Source organism: Roseivivax sediminis, assembly GCF_900112685.1.
Classification (GTDB): domain Bacteria; phylum Pseudomonadota; class Alphaproteobacteria; order Rhodobacterales; family Rhodobacteraceae; genus Roseivivax; species Roseivivax sediminis.
Genome location: NZ_FOMS01000002.1, coordinates 144216 through 162805, shown reverse-complemented (window position 1 = coordinate 162805; position 18590 = coordinate 144216). Strand labels below are relative to the sequence as shown.

Annotated in this window: 15 protein-coding genes and 1 tRNA gene; 6 read left to right on the top strand and 10 right to left on the bottom strand. The window is 67.4% G+C overall.

Features of this window, described 5'->3' with window-relative positions; genetic code table 11:
• Positions 1-425: 425 nt before the first annotated feature.
• Positions 426-3443, top strand: a complete 3018-nt coding sequence (gene ileS / locus F3H57_RS03900; RefSeq protein ID WP_149754573.1) for an isoleucine--tRNA ligase — start codon at positions 426-428, stop codon at positions 3441-3443.
• A gap of 270 nt (positions 3444-3713) precedes the next feature.
• On the opposite strand, the gene F3H57_RS03895 is transcribed toward ileS, so the two are convergent.
• The 3 genes from F3H57_RS03895 to F3H57_RS03885 form a co-directional block, all read right to left on the bottom strand.
• Positions 3714-5255, bottom strand: a complete 1542-nt coding sequence (locus F3H57_RS03895; protein WP_149754572.1) for a tripartite tricarboxylate transporter permease — start codon at positions 5253-5255, stop codon at positions 3714-3716.
• An 11-nt stretch (positions 5256-5266) separates the two neighbouring features.
• Positions 5267-5701, bottom strand: a complete 435-nt coding sequence (locus tag F3H57_RS03890; RefSeq protein ID WP_316632555.1) for a tripartite tricarboxylate transporter TctB family protein — start codon at positions 5699-5701, stop codon at positions 5267-5269.
• A gap of 99 nt (positions 5702-5800) precedes the next feature.
• Positions 5801-6793 (bottom strand): Bug family tripartite tricarboxylate transporter substrate binding protein, encoded by a 993-nt coding sequence (locus F3H57_RS03885; RefSeq protein ID WP_149754571.1) that lies wholly within the window; start codon positions 6791-6793, stop codon positions 5801-5803.
• Positions 6794-6938: 145 nt separating this feature from the next.
• Here F3H57_RS03885 and F3H57_RS03880 point away from each other — a divergent pair, with 145 nt between their 5' ends.
• The 3 genes from F3H57_RS03880 to F3H57_RS03870 all read left to right on the top strand — a co-directional run bounded on the left by F3H57_RS03880 (position 6939) and on the right by F3H57_RS03870 (position 10037).
• Positions 6939-7616, top strand: coding sequence for a response regulator (locus F3H57_RS03880; RefSeq protein WP_149754570.1), 678 nt, complete (start codon positions 6939-6941; stop codon positions 7614-7616).
• An 85-nt stretch (positions 7617-7701) separates the two neighbouring features.
• Complete coding sequence (locus F3H57_RS03875) at positions 7702-8985, top strand: sensor histidine kinase (RefSeq protein ID WP_262504487.1); 1284 nt, start codon at positions 7702-7704, stop codon at positions 8983-8985.
• Positions 8982-10037, top strand: a complete 1056-nt coding sequence (locus F3H57_RS03870; protein ID WP_149754569.1) for an ABC transporter substrate-binding protein — start codon at positions 8982-8984, stop codon at positions 10035-10037. The genes F3H57_RS03875 and F3H57_RS03870 overlap by 4 nt, the downstream gene beginning before the upstream one ends.
• 121 nt (positions 10038-10158) lie before the next feature.
• Here the strand turns inward: F3H57_RS03870 and F3H57_RS03865 are convergent.
• The 7 genes from F3H57_RS03865 to leuC form a co-directional block, all read right to left on the bottom strand.
• Positions 10159-10235, bottom strand: a tRNA-Pro gene (locus F3H57_RS03865).
• Positions 10236-10280: 45 nt separating this feature from the next.
• Positions 10281-11246 (bottom strand): DMT family transporter, encoded by a 966-nt coding sequence (locus F3H57_RS03860; protein WP_149754568.1) that lies wholly within the window; start codon positions 11244-11246, stop codon positions 10281-10283.
• A 125-nt stretch (positions 11247-11371) separates the two neighbouring features.
• Positions 11372-12475 (bottom strand): 3-isopropylmalate dehydrogenase, encoded by a 1104-nt coding sequence (gene leuB, locus F3H57_RS03855; protein ID WP_149754567.1) that lies wholly within the window; start codon positions 12473-12475, stop codon positions 11372-11374.
• A 103-nt stretch (positions 12476-12578) separates the two neighbouring features.
• On the bottom strand, positions 12579-13505 hold the full coding sequence (locus F3H57_RS03850) for an endonuclease/exonuclease/phosphatase family protein (RefSeq protein ID WP_316632704.1): 927 nt from the start codon (positions 13503-13505) through the stop codon (positions 12579-12581).
• A 53-nt stretch (positions 13506-13558) separates the two neighbouring features.
• Complete coding sequence (locus F3H57_RS22455; RefSeq protein ID WP_149754566.1) at positions 13559-14392, bottom strand: hypothetical protein; 834 nt, start codon at positions 14390-14392, stop codon at positions 13559-13561.
• 316 nt (positions 14393-14708) lie between these two features.
• Complete coding sequence (gene leuD, locus F3H57_RS03840; RefSeq protein WP_149754565.1) at positions 14709-15314, bottom strand: 3-isopropylmalate dehydratase small subunit; 606 nt, start codon at positions 15312-15314, stop codon at positions 14709-14711.
• A 13-nt stretch (positions 15315-15327) separates the two neighbouring features.
• The gene (gene leuC / locus F3H57_RS03835; RefSeq protein WP_149754564.1) at positions 15328-16749 is read right to left on the bottom strand and encodes a 3-isopropylmalate dehydratase large subunit; all 1422 of its coding nucleotides are present in this window, start codon (positions 16747-16749) and stop codon (positions 15328-15330) included.
• Between the two features lie 308 nt (positions 16750-17057).
• On the opposite strand from leuC, the gene F3H57_RS22745 reads away from it, so the two are divergent.
• Both F3H57_RS22745 and F3H57_RS03830 read left to right on the top strand, forming a co-directional pair.
• Positions 17058-17192 (top strand): hypothetical protein, encoded by a 135-nt coding sequence (locus tag F3H57_RS22745; RefSeq protein ID WP_262504486.1) that lies wholly within the window; start codon positions 17058-17060, stop codon positions 17190-17192.
• Positions 17193-17257: 65 nt separating this feature from the next.
• Positions 17258-18589: a mechanosensitive ion channel family protein gene (locus tag F3H57_RS03830; RefSeq protein ID WP_149754563.1), complete on the top strand. Its 1332-nt coding sequence runs from the start codon at positions 17258-17260 to the stop codon at positions 18587-18589.
• Position 18590 lies beyond the last annotated feature (1 nt).

The following is an 18590-nucleotide window of genomic DNA, read 5'->3' as shown; positions in this document are numbered from 1 at the left end:
GGGGCGCTCAGGCCGGGATTCGACGGACCGGCGCCAAACGCCCGAATTTGCGCGATCCGCCGCCCGTTCCTGCACCTGCGATGAGCCGGGATCGGCCGCGCCGCAGTGCGGCAAAACCGGGAACCGGCGCAGGCCCGCCGATGCCGCGGGACGGCCGGCAAAGGATGGCCCGCCCGCCGCGCAGGCCGGGACAGCCGGCGGCCCGATTCGGTTCGGGCCACACCCGCCCCTTCGGCTTTACGCCGCGCCGGCGCGGGCCTATAACCCGCGCCATGATGGCACTCCGCGCGATCCTCGCTCGAATTAGCTGCCCGGCGCCGTGAGCCCGACAGGGCCCACGCACCGCCGGGCCAATGGCGTCTGGACCACCGCGCCGCCCCCTTCGCCGACATTGCCGAGACGACTTCGCTGAGGACGCAAGACCCATGTGCGCCGACACCACCGACACGACCGCCGCCCCCGACTACAAGGACACGCTGAACCTGCCGCAGACGGACTTTCCGATGCGCGCGGGCCTGCCCAAGCGAGAGCCCGGCTGGCTCCAGCGCTGGGAGGAGATCGGCATCTACGACCGCCTGCGCGAGACCGCCGGGGACCGCCCGCCCTTCACGCTGCATGATGGCCCGCCCTACGCGAACGGGCACCTGCATATCGGTCACGCGCTGAACAAGACGATCAAGGACATCATCGTGCGCAGCCACCAGATGATGGGGCATGACAGCCGCTACATCCCCGGCTGGGACTGCCACGGACTGCCGATCGAATGGAAGATCGAGGAGCAGTACCGCGCCAAGGGCATGGACAAGGACGCCGTCGACGTCGTCGATTTCCGCCAGGAATGCCGCAAGTTCGCGGATTCCTGGATCGACGTGCAGCGCTCGGAGTTCAAGCGCCTCGGCATCACCGGCTGCTGGGACCGGCCGTACCTGACGATGGATTTCCGGGCGGAGCGGATCATCGCCGAGGAATTCCAGAAGTTCCTGATGACCGGCACGCTCTACCAGGGCTCCAAGCCCGTGATGTGGTCGCCGGTCGAGAAGACCGCGCTGGCCGAGGCGGAGGTCGAATACCACGACAAGGAGAGCTTCACGATCTGGGTGACCTTCCCGGTCACCGATTTCTCCCTGCCCGAGGCGGACGTCTCGGACGAGGAGATGTCGGACGACGAGCGCGAGGGCATCGCCGCGGCGAAGGCCGAGGCGCGCGAGGCCTTCCTCGGCGCCAAGGTGGTGATCTGGACGACGACGCCCTGGACCATCCCGTCCAACAAGGCCGTCGTGTTCGGGGAGGATTTCTCCTACGGGCTCTACGAGGTCACGGACACGCCAGAGGAATGCTGGGCGGAGGTCGGCGGGCGCTACATCCTCGCCGACAAGCTGGCCGCCCAGACCTTTGCCAAGGCGCGCCTGTCGGACGACCAGTGGCGCCGCGTACGCGACGTCACGCCGGCGCAGCTTTCCGGCATGACGCTGGCGCACCCGCTCGCCGGGGCCGCGGGCGCGAACGGCGAATGGGACGATCCGCGCGACTTCCGCGCCGCCGACTTCGTCACCGACGAGGAAGGCACCGGCTTCGTCCATTGCGCGCCCTCGCACGGGATGGAGGAATACGAGCTCTACCGCGAACTCGGCATGCTGGCTCAGGTCATCACCTACAACGTGATGGACGACGGCTCCTTCCGGGAGGATCTGCCGTTCTTCGGGGGCAAGCGCATCCTCGCGGCCAAGGCCAAGAAGGGCGATTGGGAAGGCGACGCCAACAAGGCGGTCATCGAAAAGCTCACCGAGGTCGGCGGGCTGCTCGCGCGGGGCAAGATCAAGCACTCCTACCCGCATTCCTGGCGGTCCAAGGCGCCGGTCATCTTCCGCAACACGCCGCAATGGTTCGCCGCCATCGACCGGCCCGTCGGCGACGGGCAGGACGAGAACGGCAAGACCATCCGGCAGCGCGCCCTGACCTGCATCGATCAGGTGAAATGGACGCCGAGGTCGGGCCGCAACCGGCTGCATTCGATGATGGAGGCGCGCCCCGACTGGGTGCTGTCGCGCCAGCGCGCCTGGGGCGTGCCGCTGACCTGCTTCACGAAGGCCGGGGGCAAGCCGACCGATCCCGACTACCTGTTGCGCGATCCGGCGGTGAACGCCCGCATCCTGGAGGCGTTCGAGGAAGAGGGCGCCGACGCCTGGTACAAGGACGGCGCGAAGGAGCGGTTCCTCGGCAGCGACTACAACCCGGCCGAATGGGACCAGGTCTTCGACATCCTCGATGTGTGGTTCGATTCCGGCTCCACCCACGCCTTCGTGCTGCGCGACCGCGAGGACGGCACGAAGGACGGCATCGCCGACGTCTACATGGAGGGCACCGACCAGCACCGCGGCTGGTTCCATTCCTCGATGCTTCAGGCCTGCGGCACGATGGGCCGCGCGCCCTACCGCAACGTGGTCACGCACGGCTTCACGCTCGACGAGAAGGGCAACAAGATGTCCAAGTCGCTCGGGAACACGGTCGGTCCCGAGGATGTGGTCAAGCAGTACGGCGCCGACATCCTGCGGCTCTGGGTGGCGCAGGCGGATTACACCTCCGACCAGCGCATCGGGCCGGAGATCCTCAAAGGCACCGCCGACAGTTACCGCCGGCTGCGCAACACGATGCGGTTCCTGCTCGGCGCGCTGGCGCATTTCCGCGAGGAGGACCGCGTCGCCCCCGAGGACATGCCGGAGCTCGAACGCTGGGTGCTGCACCGGATGGCGGAGCTCGACACGCGGGTGCGCGAGGGCTACCGGGCCTTCGACTTCCAGGGCACGTTCCGGGCGCTCTTCGACTTCTGCACCGGGGATCTGTCGGCGTACTACTTCGACATCCGCAAGGACGCGCTCTACTGCGACGGCGACACCGACCGGCGGCGCGCGGCGCGCACGGTGATGGACCTGCTGTTCCACCGGCTGACCACGTGGCTCGCCCCGATCCTGGTGTTCACCATGGAAGAGGTGTGGCTGGAGCGGTTCCCCGGGGACGCGTCCTCGGTGCACCTGCAGGACATGCCGCAGACGCCCGAGGGCTGGCGCGACGACGCGCTCGCGGCGAAATGGGCCGAGGTGCGGCGCGCAAGGCGCGTGGTGACCGCGGCGCTCGAGGTCAAGCGGACCGAGAAGGTCATCGGCGCCTCGCTGGAAGCCGCGCCGATCGTGCACGTGGACAGCGCCGAGACATTGGCCGCGCTGAAGAGCGTGGCCTTCGACGACATCTGCATCACCTCGGGCGTGCGGCTGACGGATGATCCCGCGCCGGCCGAAGCCTACCGCCTGCCGGAGGTCGAGGGCATCGCCGTGGTGTTCGAGACCGCCGAGGGAGAGAAGTGCCAGCGCTGCTGGAAGATCCTGCCGGACGTGGGCACGCACGCCCACCCCGGTGTCTGCGGCCGCTGCGACGCGGCCTTGGGCTGAGGCAGGCCGGGCCGCCGCGCCGCAAGGCGGCCGGCCCGGCACGCACCGGCAACGGGATCTCGTCCGCCCCCTAGATCCAAGGGGGGACCGGCGCGGAACCCGCCGGAGCCACCTCCCGCACCGGAGGTAGCCGGACCGCCGGCCGCGAACGCCCTTGCCACCAAGTCGGCAACGCTCATTGCCATCCTGGTGCCGCCCTGGGGCCGGAGCAGACAGGCGCCCCGGCCCGGACGGGCGCCCGGCCCCCTGCGAAAGGGGCCGGGCAAGTCTTCAGTCGCTGAGGGGGCCTTCTTCCTCGGCCTCCTTCATCTTCCTCTTCACGCGCTTGCCAAGGAAGATAGGCAGCACGAAGCCGACGATGGCGATGGTCCAGAGGATGATGGCAAGCCAGCTGTCGAACAGCGTCGTCCATTCCCCGTTCGAGATCGTCATCGCGCGCCGCAGGTTCACCTCCATCTCGTTGCCGAGAAGGATGCCAAGGATGATCGGCACGAGCGGCACGTCGAGCTTTCGCAGGATCCAGCCCAGCGCTCCGAAGAGCACCATCATCGTCAGCTCGAAGGTCGAGCCGGTGATCGAGTAGATCCCGATGAAGGCGATCATGGCGACGATCGGCATCAGGATATGCGTCGGCACCAGCAGCACCCGGGTAAACAGCCCCACCATCGGGATGTTCAGCGCCAGCAGCATGAAGTTGCCGATGAAGAGCGCCGCGATCAGGCCCCAGACGACGTCGGGATTGTTCTGGAACAGGAGCGGCCCCGGCTGGATGTTGAGCGTCAGAAGCACGGCGAGAAGCACAGCCGTCGTCCCCGAACCCGGCACCCCGAGCGCCAGCATCGGCACCAGCGCGCCGCCGGAGGCCGCGTTGTTGCCCGCCTCGGGTGCCGCGACGCCGCGCGGATCTCCCTTGCCGAAGGTCTCGGACCGCGGGTCGGAGACCTGCTTTTCCACCGAGTAGGCGAGGAACGAGCCGAGCGAGGCCCCCGCCCCGGGCAGAACGCCCGAGATGAAGCCCAGGACCGTCGAACGGATCATCGCGGGCGTACAGTAGCGCAGCACGCTCAGGGAGGGCGTGACCCGCCCGATCTTCATCTTGGCCTCGTCCTTGCCCTGCTCGCGGCTGCCGCGATGTTCGAGGAACACAAAGACTTCGGACAGCGCGAAGAGGCCGACGATCGCGATCAGGAAATCGATACCGTCGTAGAGGTGCACCTCCCCGAAGGTGAAGCGCTGCACGCCGGTCTGCGTGTCCACCCCGATCATCGCGATGCCGATGCCGAGCGCGGCGGCGAATGCCGATTTCGCCTGGTTGGTGGCGGCGATCCCCCCGAGCGTCGCGAAGGCGAGCGTATAGAGCACGAAGTATTCGCCCGGCCCGAACAGCAGCGCGATCTGCACCAGCAGCGGGGCGAGGAAGACAAGACCCCAGGTCGCGAAGAACGCGCCCACGAAGGAGGCGACACCGGACAGAGCGAGCGCTTCGCCAGCGCGGCCGGCCTGTGCCATGGGATAGCCGTCAAGGCAGGTCATCATCGCCGGTTCGTCGCCGGGAATGTTCAGCAGGATCGAAGAGATCCGCCCGCCATACATCGCCCCGTAATAGACCGATGTCAGCAGGATCAGCGCGGCGATGGCGCTGAGGCCGAAGGTGAACGCCAGCGGGATGAGGATCGCGACGCCGTTGGCAGGGCCGAGGCCGGGCAGGGCCCCCATCATGGTGCCGAGAAAGCAGCCCAGAAGCGCGAGCAGAAGGTTCTGCCACGTCAGCGCGACGGCGAAACCTTCATAGAGGGAAGCGAACGTGTCCATGAGGTATCCCTTCAGAAGCCGAGCGGACCGTCGGCAAGCGACAGACCGAAGATGAGCTCGAACAGGACGAAGAGGCCGACCGACGTGCCGACACCGTTGAGAATCGCCGTCAAAGGCCGCGCGCCCAGGCGCCAGGTCAGGTACGCCGTGATGATGATCGTGGCGAAGACGAAGCCGAGCACGGGCAGCACTTGTGCGTAGCCGAACATGACGAGCAGCGCGAAACCGATCTCCGCCAGACGGTTGAGCGACGGCCATTGCGGCTCCGGGTCGGGCTTCAGGACGAAGTAGACGGACGAGAGGCCGAGGACGAGCGCGATGATCATCGGAAACCCGTCCGGCCCGATCGCATCGGACGAGAAGGGTTCGGGGATGATCGTCGCCGCCCAGGCGTAGAACACGGCGAGGGCGAGGCCGACGCCGCCGAGAACGCGATCACTCATCATGGTATGTCTCCCGCATGCAGGTTGTGGGAAGGGTGCATTCGGCACGAGCCCCGCCTGCGACGATCCGCAGGCGGGGGTGCGGCCGGACCGCTGTTCCCGTTACTGGACGAGGCCGATCTCGCGCGAGATCTCTTCGATGTCGCTGACGGATTCCGCGACGAACTCGTTGAACTCGTCGCCATGCAGGTCGAGATCGGCGAGGCCGTTCTGCTCCATGACGGCCTTCCACTCTTCGCTCGCATACATCGTGTCGAGCTGGCCGACCCACCAGTCATAGGCCTCGTCACTCATCTCGCCCGGCCCGTAGAAGCCGCGCCAGTTGGCGCCAACGACGTCGAGACCCTGCTCGGCGGCGGTCGGGAATTCCGAGAAGTCGCCTTCGAGCCGTTCCGGAGCGAGTACCGCGAGCACGCGCAGGTCACCGGATTCGACGAAGCCCATCGCTTCGGACAGATCGCCCGAATAGGCCTGAAGCGATCCGGCCAGAAGCTGGCTGATCGCCTCGCCGCCACCTGCGAAGGCGACGTACTTGATGGCACGCAGATCCTCGATCCCCGCCTCCTGCGCGGCGATCAGCACCTTGAGGTGATCCCAGCCGCCCGAGGCCGAGCCGCCACCGATGGAGATCGACCGCGGGTCCTCTTCCAGCGCACTCATCAGGCCCGGCAGGTCCTCGATCTCGGAATCGGGGCGCACGCCGATGACGCCGTAATCGGCGCCGATGGTGCCGAGCCAGCGCACCTGGTCCATCGTGTTGCCCGGATAGGCGCCCTGGGCAAGACGCGTCGCCGTCGCGGTCGACGCCGCCACGATCAGGTCGTTCTCGTCGTTGCGCTTGTTGACCACCTCGGCATAGGCGACGCCGCCGCCACCGCCCGAAAGGTTCTGCACGCGCATCGACCCGTCGATGAGATCGGTCTCGCGCATGATGCGTGCAACTTGACGGCAGGTGAAGTCCCAGCCGCCGCCGGCCGCGGCGGGGGCGATGCACTCGGGCTGGTCAGGGGTGAATTCCTGTGCGGATGCCGCGAACGGCGCGGTCACGGCAAGGGCGGCCGCGATGGCGCCGCCGGCAAGGGTCGTCTTGATCATGTCAGTCTCCTCCACTGGACGCCGGGGCATGACCCCGGGCGCTGCCGGAACCTAGCCTGCAAGCCTGTCATCAAGCTGTCATCGCGACGCCCTTCTTTTCACCACCCGCCCCGACACCTATGCTTCGGATCCGGGGAGGGACGGCATGCGCGTGCTTTTGGTGGAAGACGCTGAAGATGTGGCCGCGACGGTTGCGGCCTATCTCGCGCGGGAAGGCTTTGCCTGCGACGTGGTCGACACGACAGCCGAGGCAGAGACCTGCCTGATCGTGCAGGACTTCGACCTCGTCATCCTCGATATCCAGCTTGCGGACGGTGACGGGCGCGACCTCCTGCGCACCATGCGGCAGCGCAAGGACGCAACACCGGTGCTCATGCTGTCGGCGAATTTCTCGGTCGAGACGCGGGTCGGATCGCTCGACGAGGGCGCCGACGACTACCTGGTGAAACCTTTCGACCTGCGCGAGCTCGGCGCGCGCGTGCGGGCGCTGACCCGGCGGGGAAGCGATCACGCGGCCCCCGATATCGTGGTGGGCGACATCACCCTCGATCCCTCCGCCCAGACCGTGCGTCTGCGCGGAGAACTGGTTCCCATGACGCGCCGGGAACTCACCCTGCTCAACATCCTCTTGCACAATACCGGGCGCATCATCTCGAAGGAAAAACTGTTCGAGGGTCTGTTCACCTTCGATGACGCCGATGTCGGGCTGAACGCGATAGAGCTTTACGTGGCCCGCATCCGAAAGAAGCTCGGAGGATCGGAGGTGAAGATCCTCACGCACCGGAATCTCGGATATTCGCTCGAGAGCAGCGACCGTGAGTGAGGAGACCGCCCCGCGCACGACCCTCTCGCTGCAGGCGCGCATTGCGCTCGCCATCGGATCGGTGGTGGCCGTCGGTGGCATCCTCGTGCTGATCGCCGCGCTCGCCTATGGCCGCCACGCCGCCCGGGAAGCGTTCGACCGCCTTCTGGTCGGCGCTGCGAGCGATATCGCGGAATCGATCACCATCCGCGACGGCGCCCCCATCGTCGACATGCCGGTCTCCGCGTTCGAACTCCTCGCCCTCGCCCCGCGGGACCGAATCGATTACCGGGTCGTCGGCCGCGACGGCGACACCCTGACCGGCAGCGACGTCACGCCGAGACCGGAAAACACCGGCACGCCCGTCTTCTACGGCGCCACTTTCGGCGGAGAGCCCGCGCGCTACGTCTCTGTCACCCGCCGGTTCGCCGAGCGCGGCTATACCGGCCCGGTCGAAGTCATCATCGGCCACACGCTGCATGCGCGCCGGGACCTTGCCTTCGACATCGCGCAGAACGCAGTGGTCGTGCTCGGTGCGGCCGGCGTGGTGATCGCGGTGTTCGCCTGGCTCGCGGTCCTGTCGGCGCTGCGCCCGCTCGCCCGGATCGGCGATGCGCTGGCCCGCCGCACGCCGACCGACCTCAGCCCCATGTCCGAACCCGCCCCGCGCGAAGTCGCCGCGCTGCGTGACGCCCTGAACAGTTTCATCGCGCGGCTCCAGCGTCAGCTCGACGCCAACCGGGACCTCATCGCGGATACGGCGCACCAGTTGCGCACACCCCTCGCCGCGATCCGCGTGCAACTCGACGCGGTCACCGAAGAGAAGGACCCGGGCCAGCAACGCGCCCTGCTTGACCGGGCGCGCAACCGCACGGTGGCCCTCAGCCGTCTGCTGGATCAGCTTCTGAGCCAGGGCCTCGTGATCCACCGGGGTGATTCCGCGCGCAGGGAATTGCTCGACCTGCGCGACATCGCGCTGGAGATCTACGAGGCGAGCGAACTCGAGATCGCGATGAACGGCCATTCGGTGTCGCTCGACATTCCCGACACAGAGCTCTGGGTCAGCGCGGACAGGCTGTCCGTCACCGAAGCCGGGAAGAACCTCCTCGGCAATAGCATCCGGCACGGCGTCCCGCCGATCGCGTTCGGCGTTTCCCGGGCGAACGGCGAGGCGCATCTCTGGGTCCGGGATGCGGGCAATGGACCGGACGCGACGATTCTCGCGCGCATGGACACCCGGTTCTCCAACGGCGCGTCCGCCGGCGCCGGGGGCCTCGGGCTCGCCATCGCGCACGCGGTCGCTGTTAACCATGGCGGCCGGCTCGTCCCGTTCTGCGACAGGGGCGGCTTCGAAATCTCCATCGTTCTGCCGTGCGCGGCCGCATCATGATCCGGCGGGTGATCCTGGCGCTCACTGTCGTCGCGGGCACTTGTGCCGGCGCGCAGGAACTGACCGAAAGGATCGGCGCCACGACAGCCGCGCAGGAATTGCGCGTGCGCAGCACAACGGATCTCGACGTGCTGCGACCGGTGCTCGAGCGGTTCCTCGACACCCGGCCGGGCACCGCGATCCTCTACGAACAATGGCTATCCAATAACCTTTATCGCCGAAGCGTCACCGAGTGCGAGGCCGGGACGCCCGGCGCCGATCTTGTCATCAGCTCCGCGGTTCATCAGCTCGTCGAGTTCGTCAACCGGGCCTGCGCCGCCTCGCACGTGTCGGAGGCCACGGCAAGGCTGCCGCCCAGGCTGTCGTGGCGCGACGAGCTGTGGGGCATCACGCGCGAGCCGGCGGTCATCGTCTACAATCGCGACCTCGTGCCGCCCGAAGAGGTGCCGCGCTCGCGCTTCGACCTTCTGGATATCCTGCGCAACGCACCGGACAGATATGCCGGGCGCATCGCCACCTACGACATCGAGGCCTCCGGCCTCGGCTTCCTCTTTGCCTACGCCGATTCGCTCGAAGCGACGACCTTCGGAGGGCTCCTGGAGGCGTTCGGCCGGACGGGCGCGGTGGCGACGTGCTGCTCGGCCGAGATCATGGCCGGGGTTCTGAACGGAGACTACCTCATCGCGTACAACATCCTGGGATCGTACGCGTTCGACCTGGCCGAGGAGAATCCCGACCTCGGCATCGTGGCTCCGTCGGACTATACCCTCATCCTGGCACGGGGCGCGGTCGTGCCGCGCGGGGCCAGGAATTACATGATGGCCACCCAGCTGGTCGACTTTCTGGTGTCAACGGGCACACAGGACACGCTCCGCCGCGCGAACCTTCATATCGATCTGGACGCGCTGCTCGAGAAGGGGGCTGTCCCCGACGGGACTGGGGCATCTCAGTTGCGTGCGATCGAGCTGTCTCCGAAGCTCCTGGTCGCATTGGACCGGCACAAGCGCCTGCTCTTCAAGGAGGTGTGGCAAAACGCGTTCTCGCAAGACTGACCGCGCCGAACCGCCGGAGACAGGCCGCCGGGCGCCAATGCCCCCGCCCGGACAATCGCGCGCGCATGGCAGCGACAAGGTTCATCGGCCGAAACCTGCTACCGAGGATGTCTGGATGAATTGGTCGGAGTGGCAGGATTCGAACCTACGACCCCCGCCTCCCGAAGACGGTGCTCTACCAGGCTGAGCTACACTCCGACCGTGGCGGGCGGGATAGCCGAGGCGCCGGGGTTTGACAAGGGGTCACGACGCGTCCTCGGGCCCCTTTCGCGGCCGCCGCATCAGTGCCCCGATCCGTGGCGCGGTACCGATCAGATGGCGGGTCCGCGTGCTCGACACCGGGCGGGCGCGGGACCGACCAGACAGGCTCTCGCGCGCGACGATGTAGACACCGCTGGCGATGATGATCCCGGCGCCCAGAAGCGTGGCGAGGCCGGGAACCTCCTCGAAGAAGACCGCACCGTAGAGCGTGGCCCAGAGGATCTGGGAATACTGCATCGGGGCTACGACCGCCGCCTCGCCGGTCTTGTAGGCCACGACCAACAGCATCGCACCGCCGAAGCCGAGCGCCGCGATCGCCGCGTTCAGCGCAAGGTCGCCCATCGGCATCGGCGTGTAGACCTCGCCCATCAGCGCGCCCATGATCGCGAAGTTGGCCAGCATCGGGTAGAGGACCAGCACGACGCTGCGTTCCTCCGGGCCGATCTTGCGCGAGATGACGGAGGCAAGCGCACTGCTCACCGCGGCCGCGAGCGCCGCGAGGTGGCCCGCCGACAGCTCTGTCGCCCCCGGCTGCAGCACCACCATCACCCCGGCGAGCCCGACGATCACCGCGATCCAGCGGCGCGGGCCCACGCGCTCGCCCAGGATCGGGATCGACAGGACGGTGATCAGCATCGGCGCGGCGAAGATGATCGCGTAGACCTGCGCCAGTTCGATCGTCGAGAAGGCGTAGAAGGCGGAGGCGGCGGTGGTCACCGCGGCGATCGTGCGCAGCGCAACCCACCACGGGTGGATCGGCCGAAGATGCCCCGGGGCGGGATCGTTGATCAGCGTCAGCGTGACCAGCGGGAAGCCGAAGAGCACGCTGAAGAACACGATCTGAAACGACGCGTAATCCGCGCCGAGCGCCTTCACGATAGCGTCGTGAGTGGCGAAGAGGGCGAAGGCCAGAAGCGCGATCAGCGCGGCCCGGGCATTGGGTGCCATGGGGTGTCCTGCATCGGGTCGCGCCCAGCTAGACCCGTCCGGCGGGCGCAGGCAACCCGCCGCGCGGCGCATGCCCCCGGCGCCGGGCGCGGAAATCCGCGGACCCGGCGCACAAGGCGCTGCGCTCAGAGGCTGGCGTCGAGTGCTGCCAGGATCGCGTCGCCCATCTCGCTCGTGGTGACCGGCGCGCGGTTTTCCTCCCCCAGGAGGTCGGGGGTGCGCAGGCCCTGCGCCAGCACCGCCTCCACGGCGCGTTCGAGGCGCGCGGCCTCCTCGCCCTGATCGAAGCTGTAGCGCAGCGCCATGGCGAAGCTGAGGATGCAGGCGATCGGGTTGGCCTTGCCCTGCCCCGCGATATCGGGCGCGGAGCCGTGCACCGGCTCGTAAAGCGCCTTGGGCCGGCCATTCGCCATCGGCAGGCCGAGTGAGGCGGACGGCAGCATGCCGAGCGAGCCGGTCAGCATCGCCGCGAGGTCCGACAGCATGTCGCCGAAGAGGTTGTCGGTGACGATCACGTCGAACTGCTTGGGCCAGCGGGTCAGCTGCATCGCGCCGGCATCGGCGTACATGTGCGACAGCTCCACCTCCGGGTAATCGGCGCCGACGCGGGTGACGACCTCGCGCCAGAGCACCCCCGATTCCATGACGTTCGCTTTTTCCATGGAACAGAGTTTCTTGTCCCGCTTCATCGCCAGTTCGAAGGCGGAGCGGGCGACACGCTCGATCTCGCTCTCGGAATAGCGCTGCGTGTTGATGCCGACGCGTTCGTTGCCTTCCTCGATGATGCCGCGCGGCTCGCCGAAATAGATCCCCGAGGTCAGCTCGCGCACGATCATGATGTCGAGCCCCGCGACCACGTCGCGCTTGAGCGACGAGAAGTCGGCAAGCGCGTCGAAGCATTGCGCGGGGCGCAGGTTGGCGAACAGGTCCATTTCCTTGCGCAGGCGCAGAAGGCCGCGTTCGGGCTTCACGCTGAAGTCGAGGTTGTCGTATTTGGTTCCGCCGACCGCGCCGAGCAGCACCGCGTCGACCGCCTGCGCCTTGTCCATCGTGGCGTCGGTCAGGGGCGTACCGTGGGCGTCGTAGGCCGCGCCGCCGACGAGATCCTCGCTGACGTCGAAGTTCAGGCCGCGCTTGTCGCCGAACCAGGACACGACGCGGCGCACCTCGGTCATGACTTCGGGGCCGATCCCGTCACCGGGCAGAATGAGAAGCGAGGGGTTGGGCACGGACGGGCCTCCTTGGGGCGGACTTCGGAACGGTCCTCCGCGTAGGCGAACCGCTACGCCGCGTCAAGAAAGCCGCCGGGGCGGGCGGCGCCGGGCCCCCGGATCAACGGCCCTCGGTCACTTCCAGATCGACCCAGACAAGCCGATGTTCGCCCGCCTCGGCAGCGGCCTCGTGCACGCCTGCGTCCCGCACCGCCAGATCCCGCGAGGGCAGCAGGTAGCTCACCCGCATCTGCCCGAGGTCCAACCGGGACCAGTCAACGCTCGGCACGCCCGGCAGGGGGTCGCGCAGGCGCGGATCGGCCAGAAGCGCGCGGATCGCCTCGCGCCGCCCGTCGCCCGCTTCAGGGTCGAGATTGGCGTTGCCCGCGATCACGAAGCTGTCCGGCGGCGGCACGCCCAGCCGCCCGTCCAGCAACACCTGCCAGAGCCGGATCTCGTCGGCATTGCGCCGTCCGTTGCGGTCCTTCGGACCGTCGAAAACGGGCGGGGTAGCATGGAAGACCATGAGCGACACGCGCAGCCCCGGCGCCGCCTCCACCGGCAGGAGCCAGTGCACGTCGCTCGACAACCTCTGGACGGCATGGGCGGGATCGTCCTGTTCGATCAGGCTGCCCGGCAGATCGCGCCAGAGCAGGTGCGAGAGGTCCTGCGCCTCGCCTGCAAGAATTGGCCGCGCCGACAGCACGGCGGAGCCGCCATGCCCGTTGTAGTAGCCCCAGCCCTGTGCATCCCGCGCGCGGTTGCGCCGGCCGTCCCCGTCGATATCGATCCCCGTGGGCACGCCGGTATTGGGCCGCGTCTGATAGGCGTGCGGATAATCCAGCCCCGCACCGCGCAACAGATCCGCCAGCGCGGTAAGCGCCGCGCCGCCGTGATCGTAGTCGATATCCGTCAGTACCAGAATGTCCGGCCGCACCGACAGGAGCGCCGCCTCGACCGCCGCGATGCCCGGGTCCTCCCCCCGCGCGATGTCGCGGAGCAGAAGGCCGGGGCCATCACGGCTTAGCGGGGTGTGCCAGGTGGCGATGCGCAGCGTGTCGGCGCGCGCGACGCCGACCCAGAGCGCGACGACAAGAAGCGTCAGGCCGGCTGCAAATGCTCGGATTGCGCGTAGGCGCGGCGGCGCTTTTCCTCGATCAGGTCGGCGATGCGCATCAGCGCCACGCCCCGCATCATCAAGCTGGCCGGCAGAAAAGCCCATGCCGTCATCACCCATACCATCGTCAGCGGTCCGCTGAAGGGCAACGCCGATCCCAGATCGGCCGCGACCCGTATCGCCGCCGGGATCAAGAATGGGAGGAGAAATCCTAATGCGACGTTAAAATGCGCGTCACGCTTGAGCCGGTGAAGCACGTCGCCCCCCGCCGTCGGATCGAACAGCGGCAGGTTCACCCAGACGTTGAAGGCGTGCTTGCGGATCGGCCAGTTAAGGATGCGCACGACGATCACGAACACGACGACCAGCACGAGCGACAGGAAATAGGCGATGCCCGCAGCGGCGCGCACCAGCGCCACGGTTCCGCTCGAGGCATCGACCGGCAGGCCGACCAGCATCAGCCGCACCGGCGAGAACGGGAAATCCATCGCCGCACCAATCATCGAGCCGAGCGAGGTGAGGGCGGAACCGACGAGCGTGGGATGCAGCGAATGACGGGCAATCACGGTCAGGAGCACCACGATCACGGCAAGCGTGGCGAACCGCAGACGGTTGTAGGGCGGCGCCGCGCGAAACTCGATCAGGCTGGGAAAAACGGCGGTGTATTCCACGACCGTCAGCAGCGCGCCCACCAGGGCGGCGAGAAGCACCATCTGGCTGACATCGCTGGGCATGTCCGGCAGCGCCATTGCCGGCAACGCGACGACGAACGCCACGAGAAACGCACGGAGTGCGGCGCCGGCCAGGCGGTGGATCACTGCATCGTCCTCTCGGTCCGGACGGAACCGGTACGACGCCGATTCCTTGTTCCAGCCAATTCCCGCCGATCGCGGCGGTCTGCCTCATTATTGCCCAAATCGTGCCCCCTTTCCCACATCATCTCAAGAGACAGTCGGCGGAGTCTGCATATTGGCTGCGACACCACCATGAATTGGTGCGCGAATGCATCATTTCCAGCATGGCAACACGGCCTATCCCCGCAAGAAACAATATCCTGTATTGGGAAAGAAAAAGGCCGCATCGCGACCATTTCGCGATGCGGCCTGTCATGTTTCCAGGTGTCTCCTGGAAGCCTCAGACCCAGGGGCGGGCCTGTGTGGCCTGCGACTCGAAGCTGTCGATGGCGGCGGCCTTCTCCAGCGTCAGGGCGATATCGTCGAGACCGTTGAGGAGGCAGTGCTTGCGGAACGGGTCGATCTCGAAGGTGATCACCTCGCCGTCGGACGTCGTGACCGTCTGCGCCTCGAGATCCACGGTCATGCGGGCGTTCTGGCCCTTTTCTGCGTCCTTCATCAGAAGGTCGACCTCGCGTTGCGGCAGCGCGATCGGCAGGATGCCGTTCTTGAAGCAGTTGTTGAAGAAGATATCGGCGAAGCTGGGCGCGATGACGCAGCGGATGCCGAAATCCTTGATCGCCCAAGGCGCGTGTTCGCGCGACGAGCCGCAGCCGAAATTCTCGCCCGCGACGAGGATTTCCGCCTCGCGGTATTGCGGCCGGTTCAGCACGAAATCGGGAATCTCGTTTCCGTCGTCGTCATAACGCATCTCGTCGAAAAGATTCACGCCGAGCCCGGTGCGCTTGATCGTCTTCAGGAACTGCTTGGGGATGATCATGTCGGTGTCGACATTGACGATGGGCAGCGGCGCCGCGATCCCGGTGAGTTGGTCGAACTTGTCCATGTGCGGGGTCTCCTTACGCCGGAACGTCGTTCTGCGCGAGCTCGCGCACATCGGTGAGACGGCCAGTCACCGCCGCCGCTGCCGCCATCGCCGGGCTCATCAGGTGCGTGCGCCCGCCGCGGCCCTGCCGGCCCTCGAAGTTGCGGTTGGAGGTCGAGGCGCAGCGCTCACCCGGCGCAAGCTGGTCCGGGTTCATGCCGAGGCACATCGAACAGCCCGCCATGCGCCATTCGAAACCCGCCGCCTTGAGCTTGTCGGCGATGCCCTCTTCCTCGGCCTGCGCCCGCACGAGGCCGGAGCCCGGAACGATCATCGCGCGGATGCCGTCCTTCACGCGGCGGCCTTCCATGATCTTCGCGACCTCGCGCAGATCCTCGATCCGGCCGTTGGTGCAGGAGCCGATGAACACCGTGTCGATCTCGATCTCCGACAGCTTCGTGCCCGGCTTCAGACCCATGTAGTCGAGCGACCGGGTCGCCGCAGAGACCTTGCCGCCCTCGAAGCTGGACGGGTCCGGCACTTCGGCGTCGATCGGCAGCACGTCCTCGGGCGAGGTGCCCCAGGTGACGAGCGGCGCGATCTCGGAGGCGTCGAAGGTCACCACCTTGTCCCAATGCGCGTCGTCGTCGGAATAGAGCGTCTTCCACCAATCCATGGCGGCTTCCCATTGCGCGCCTTTCGGCGCGTGCGTCCGGCCCTTCACGTAATCGAACGTGGTCTCGTCGGGCGCGATCAGGCCGGCACGGGCGCCGCCTTCGATCGCCATGTTACAGACCGTCATCCGGCCTTCCATGGACAGCTCGCGGATGGCACTGCCGCAATATTCGATCACGTAGCCGGTGCCGCCGGCGGTGCCGGTGCGGCCGATGATCGCCATGGTGATGTCCTTGGCGGTCACGCCCGGCGGCAGCGATCCGGTGATCTCCACCTTCATGTTCTTCGACTTCGACTGGATCAGCGTCTGGGTGGCGAGCACATGCTCCACCTCCGACGTGCCGATACCGTGCGCGAGCGCGCCGAACGCGCCATGGGTCGCGGTGTGCGAATCGCCGCAGACGATGGTCATGCCCGGCAGCGTCCAGCCCTGCTCGGGGCCGATGATGTGGACGATGCCCTGGCGGACATCGGAAACCGGGTAGTAGTGGACGCCGAAATCCTTGGCGTTGGTGTCGAGCGCCTCGAGCTGGATGCGGCTCTGTTCGTTCTCGATGCCCTTGGCCCGGTCCACGTCGGTGGGCACGTTGTGGTCGGGCACCGCGATGGTCTTATCCGGCGCGCGGACGGTGCGGCCGGCCATGCGCAGACCCTCGAAGGCCTGCGGGCTGGTGACCTCGTGCACGAGGTGGCGGTCGATGTAGATCAGGGACGAGCCGTCTTCGGCCTCGTGCACCAGATGGGCATCCCAGATCTTGTCATAGAGGGTCTTGGGGGACATTGGTCCTCTCCAGGATAGCTGCGTGACATGGCTGACGGGCGCGGCGCGGAAACGGATCGCGGCGCGAGGCAGGCGTCATAGGCGCGCGCGCACCGTGTGCGTGGCGCCGAAGAACCGCTCTTCCAGCCGGAAGCGGTCGCCGATGTCGAGGATCCGCGTCATGCAGGAGGAAATACATCCCCCGCCGCCGCCCCGCAAGAGCGCCCGCACCGGCCCGGGGCCGGGATCGGCCGCCGCGACCCGGATCGGGCGGGAACCATTCCACAGCCGAGATGCGTTGATATCCCGTGACGCGCGGGCGAGGAAACATGATCAGCCGCCTCAACATACTGTCCGCGGCGATGATCGCGGCGCTCCTGAGTTGCCTGCTGTGGCTGCAGATGACCGATGTGCCCGTGGCCTCGGAAGGCCGCGAGGTCATGGCCGCCTCGGCCGGCCCCTGACGGGCAAGGGCGCTTGCGACGCGGCATCCGGGGTGCCACGCTGAGCGTGCCCCGAAAGACCCGCCATGGAACCTGACACCGATACCCTGGCCGAGCTTCGCTCGGTCGCGCTCGACCTCCTGATGCAGATGGAGGTGGTCCTTCAGGGACTGCTGCGCCCGTGGAACGCCTACCAGATCGGAATCGCCTGCGCGCTGTTCGCTCTGGCACAGATCGTGGCGTGGGCCGGCCGGCCCCGGCTGCACGACTGGCTGCGCACGCGCGAAGGATGGGCGAAGTGGCGCATGCGGCTGCTGGTGCTCGTCCACCGGCGGCTGCGGATGCTGGTCTTCGTGGCGCTGGCATGGATCGTTGTCTGGATCATGCGCGAGGTGACGTGGCCGTCGCGATCCTACCTGCTGGCCATCGTCGCGCAGCTGGCGACCGCGTGGCTCTTCATCGCTTTCGCCACCCGGCTGATCGGCAATCCGCTGCTGCAATCGGTCGTGCGCTACGGCGCGTGGGCCTGGGTCACGGTGTCGATCCTGAATCTCACGCAGCAGGCGCAGGAGGCGCTCGACAGCATCGCGCTCACCGCCGGAGAGATGCGGCTGTCGCTGTGGGTCGTCCTGCAGGCGGCGGCGATGCTGATCGTGCTGGTCGCGGCGGCGCGCTTCCTCGCCGGGTCGAGCGCCGCGCGGATCCGGCGCAACGAGGATATCTCCCCGTCGATGCAGGTGCTCGCCGTCAAGGTGCTGCAGGTGCTGTTCTACGGCGGCGCGTTCTTCCTGGCGCTGAAGCTCGTCGGCGTTGACCTCACCGGGCTTGCGGTCCTCTCGGGCGCCATCGGCGTCGGCCTCGGCTTCGGTCTGCAGAAGGTGGTGTCTAACCTCGTGTCAGGGATCATCATCCTGCTCGACAAGTCGATCAAGCCGGGGGACGTCATCAGCCTTGGCGAGACCTTCGGCTGGATCAACAGCCTCGGCGCGCGCTACGTGTCGATCACCACGCGGGACGGCAAGGAATACCTCATCCCGAACGAGGACCTGATCACCGGACAGGTGGTCAACTGGTCCCATTCCAACGATTTCGTCCGGCTCGACATCCATTTCGGCACCGCCTACGGCGACGATCCCCACAAGGTCCGGCGCATCGCCATCGAGGCCGCCACGAACACCCCGCGGGTGCTTAGCGAACGGCCCCCGGTCTGCCACATCGTCGGCTTCGGCGACAGCTCGGTCGACTACATCCTGCGGTTCTGGATCCGCGATCCCACGGCCGGGCTGACCAACATCCGCGGAAATGTCTATCTGGCGCTCTGGGACGCATTCCAGTCGAACGACATCTCCATCCCCTTCCCGCAGCGCGAGGTGCGGGTGCTGGAGGGCTCGACGCTCGGCACGAAAGCGCTCGACTGAT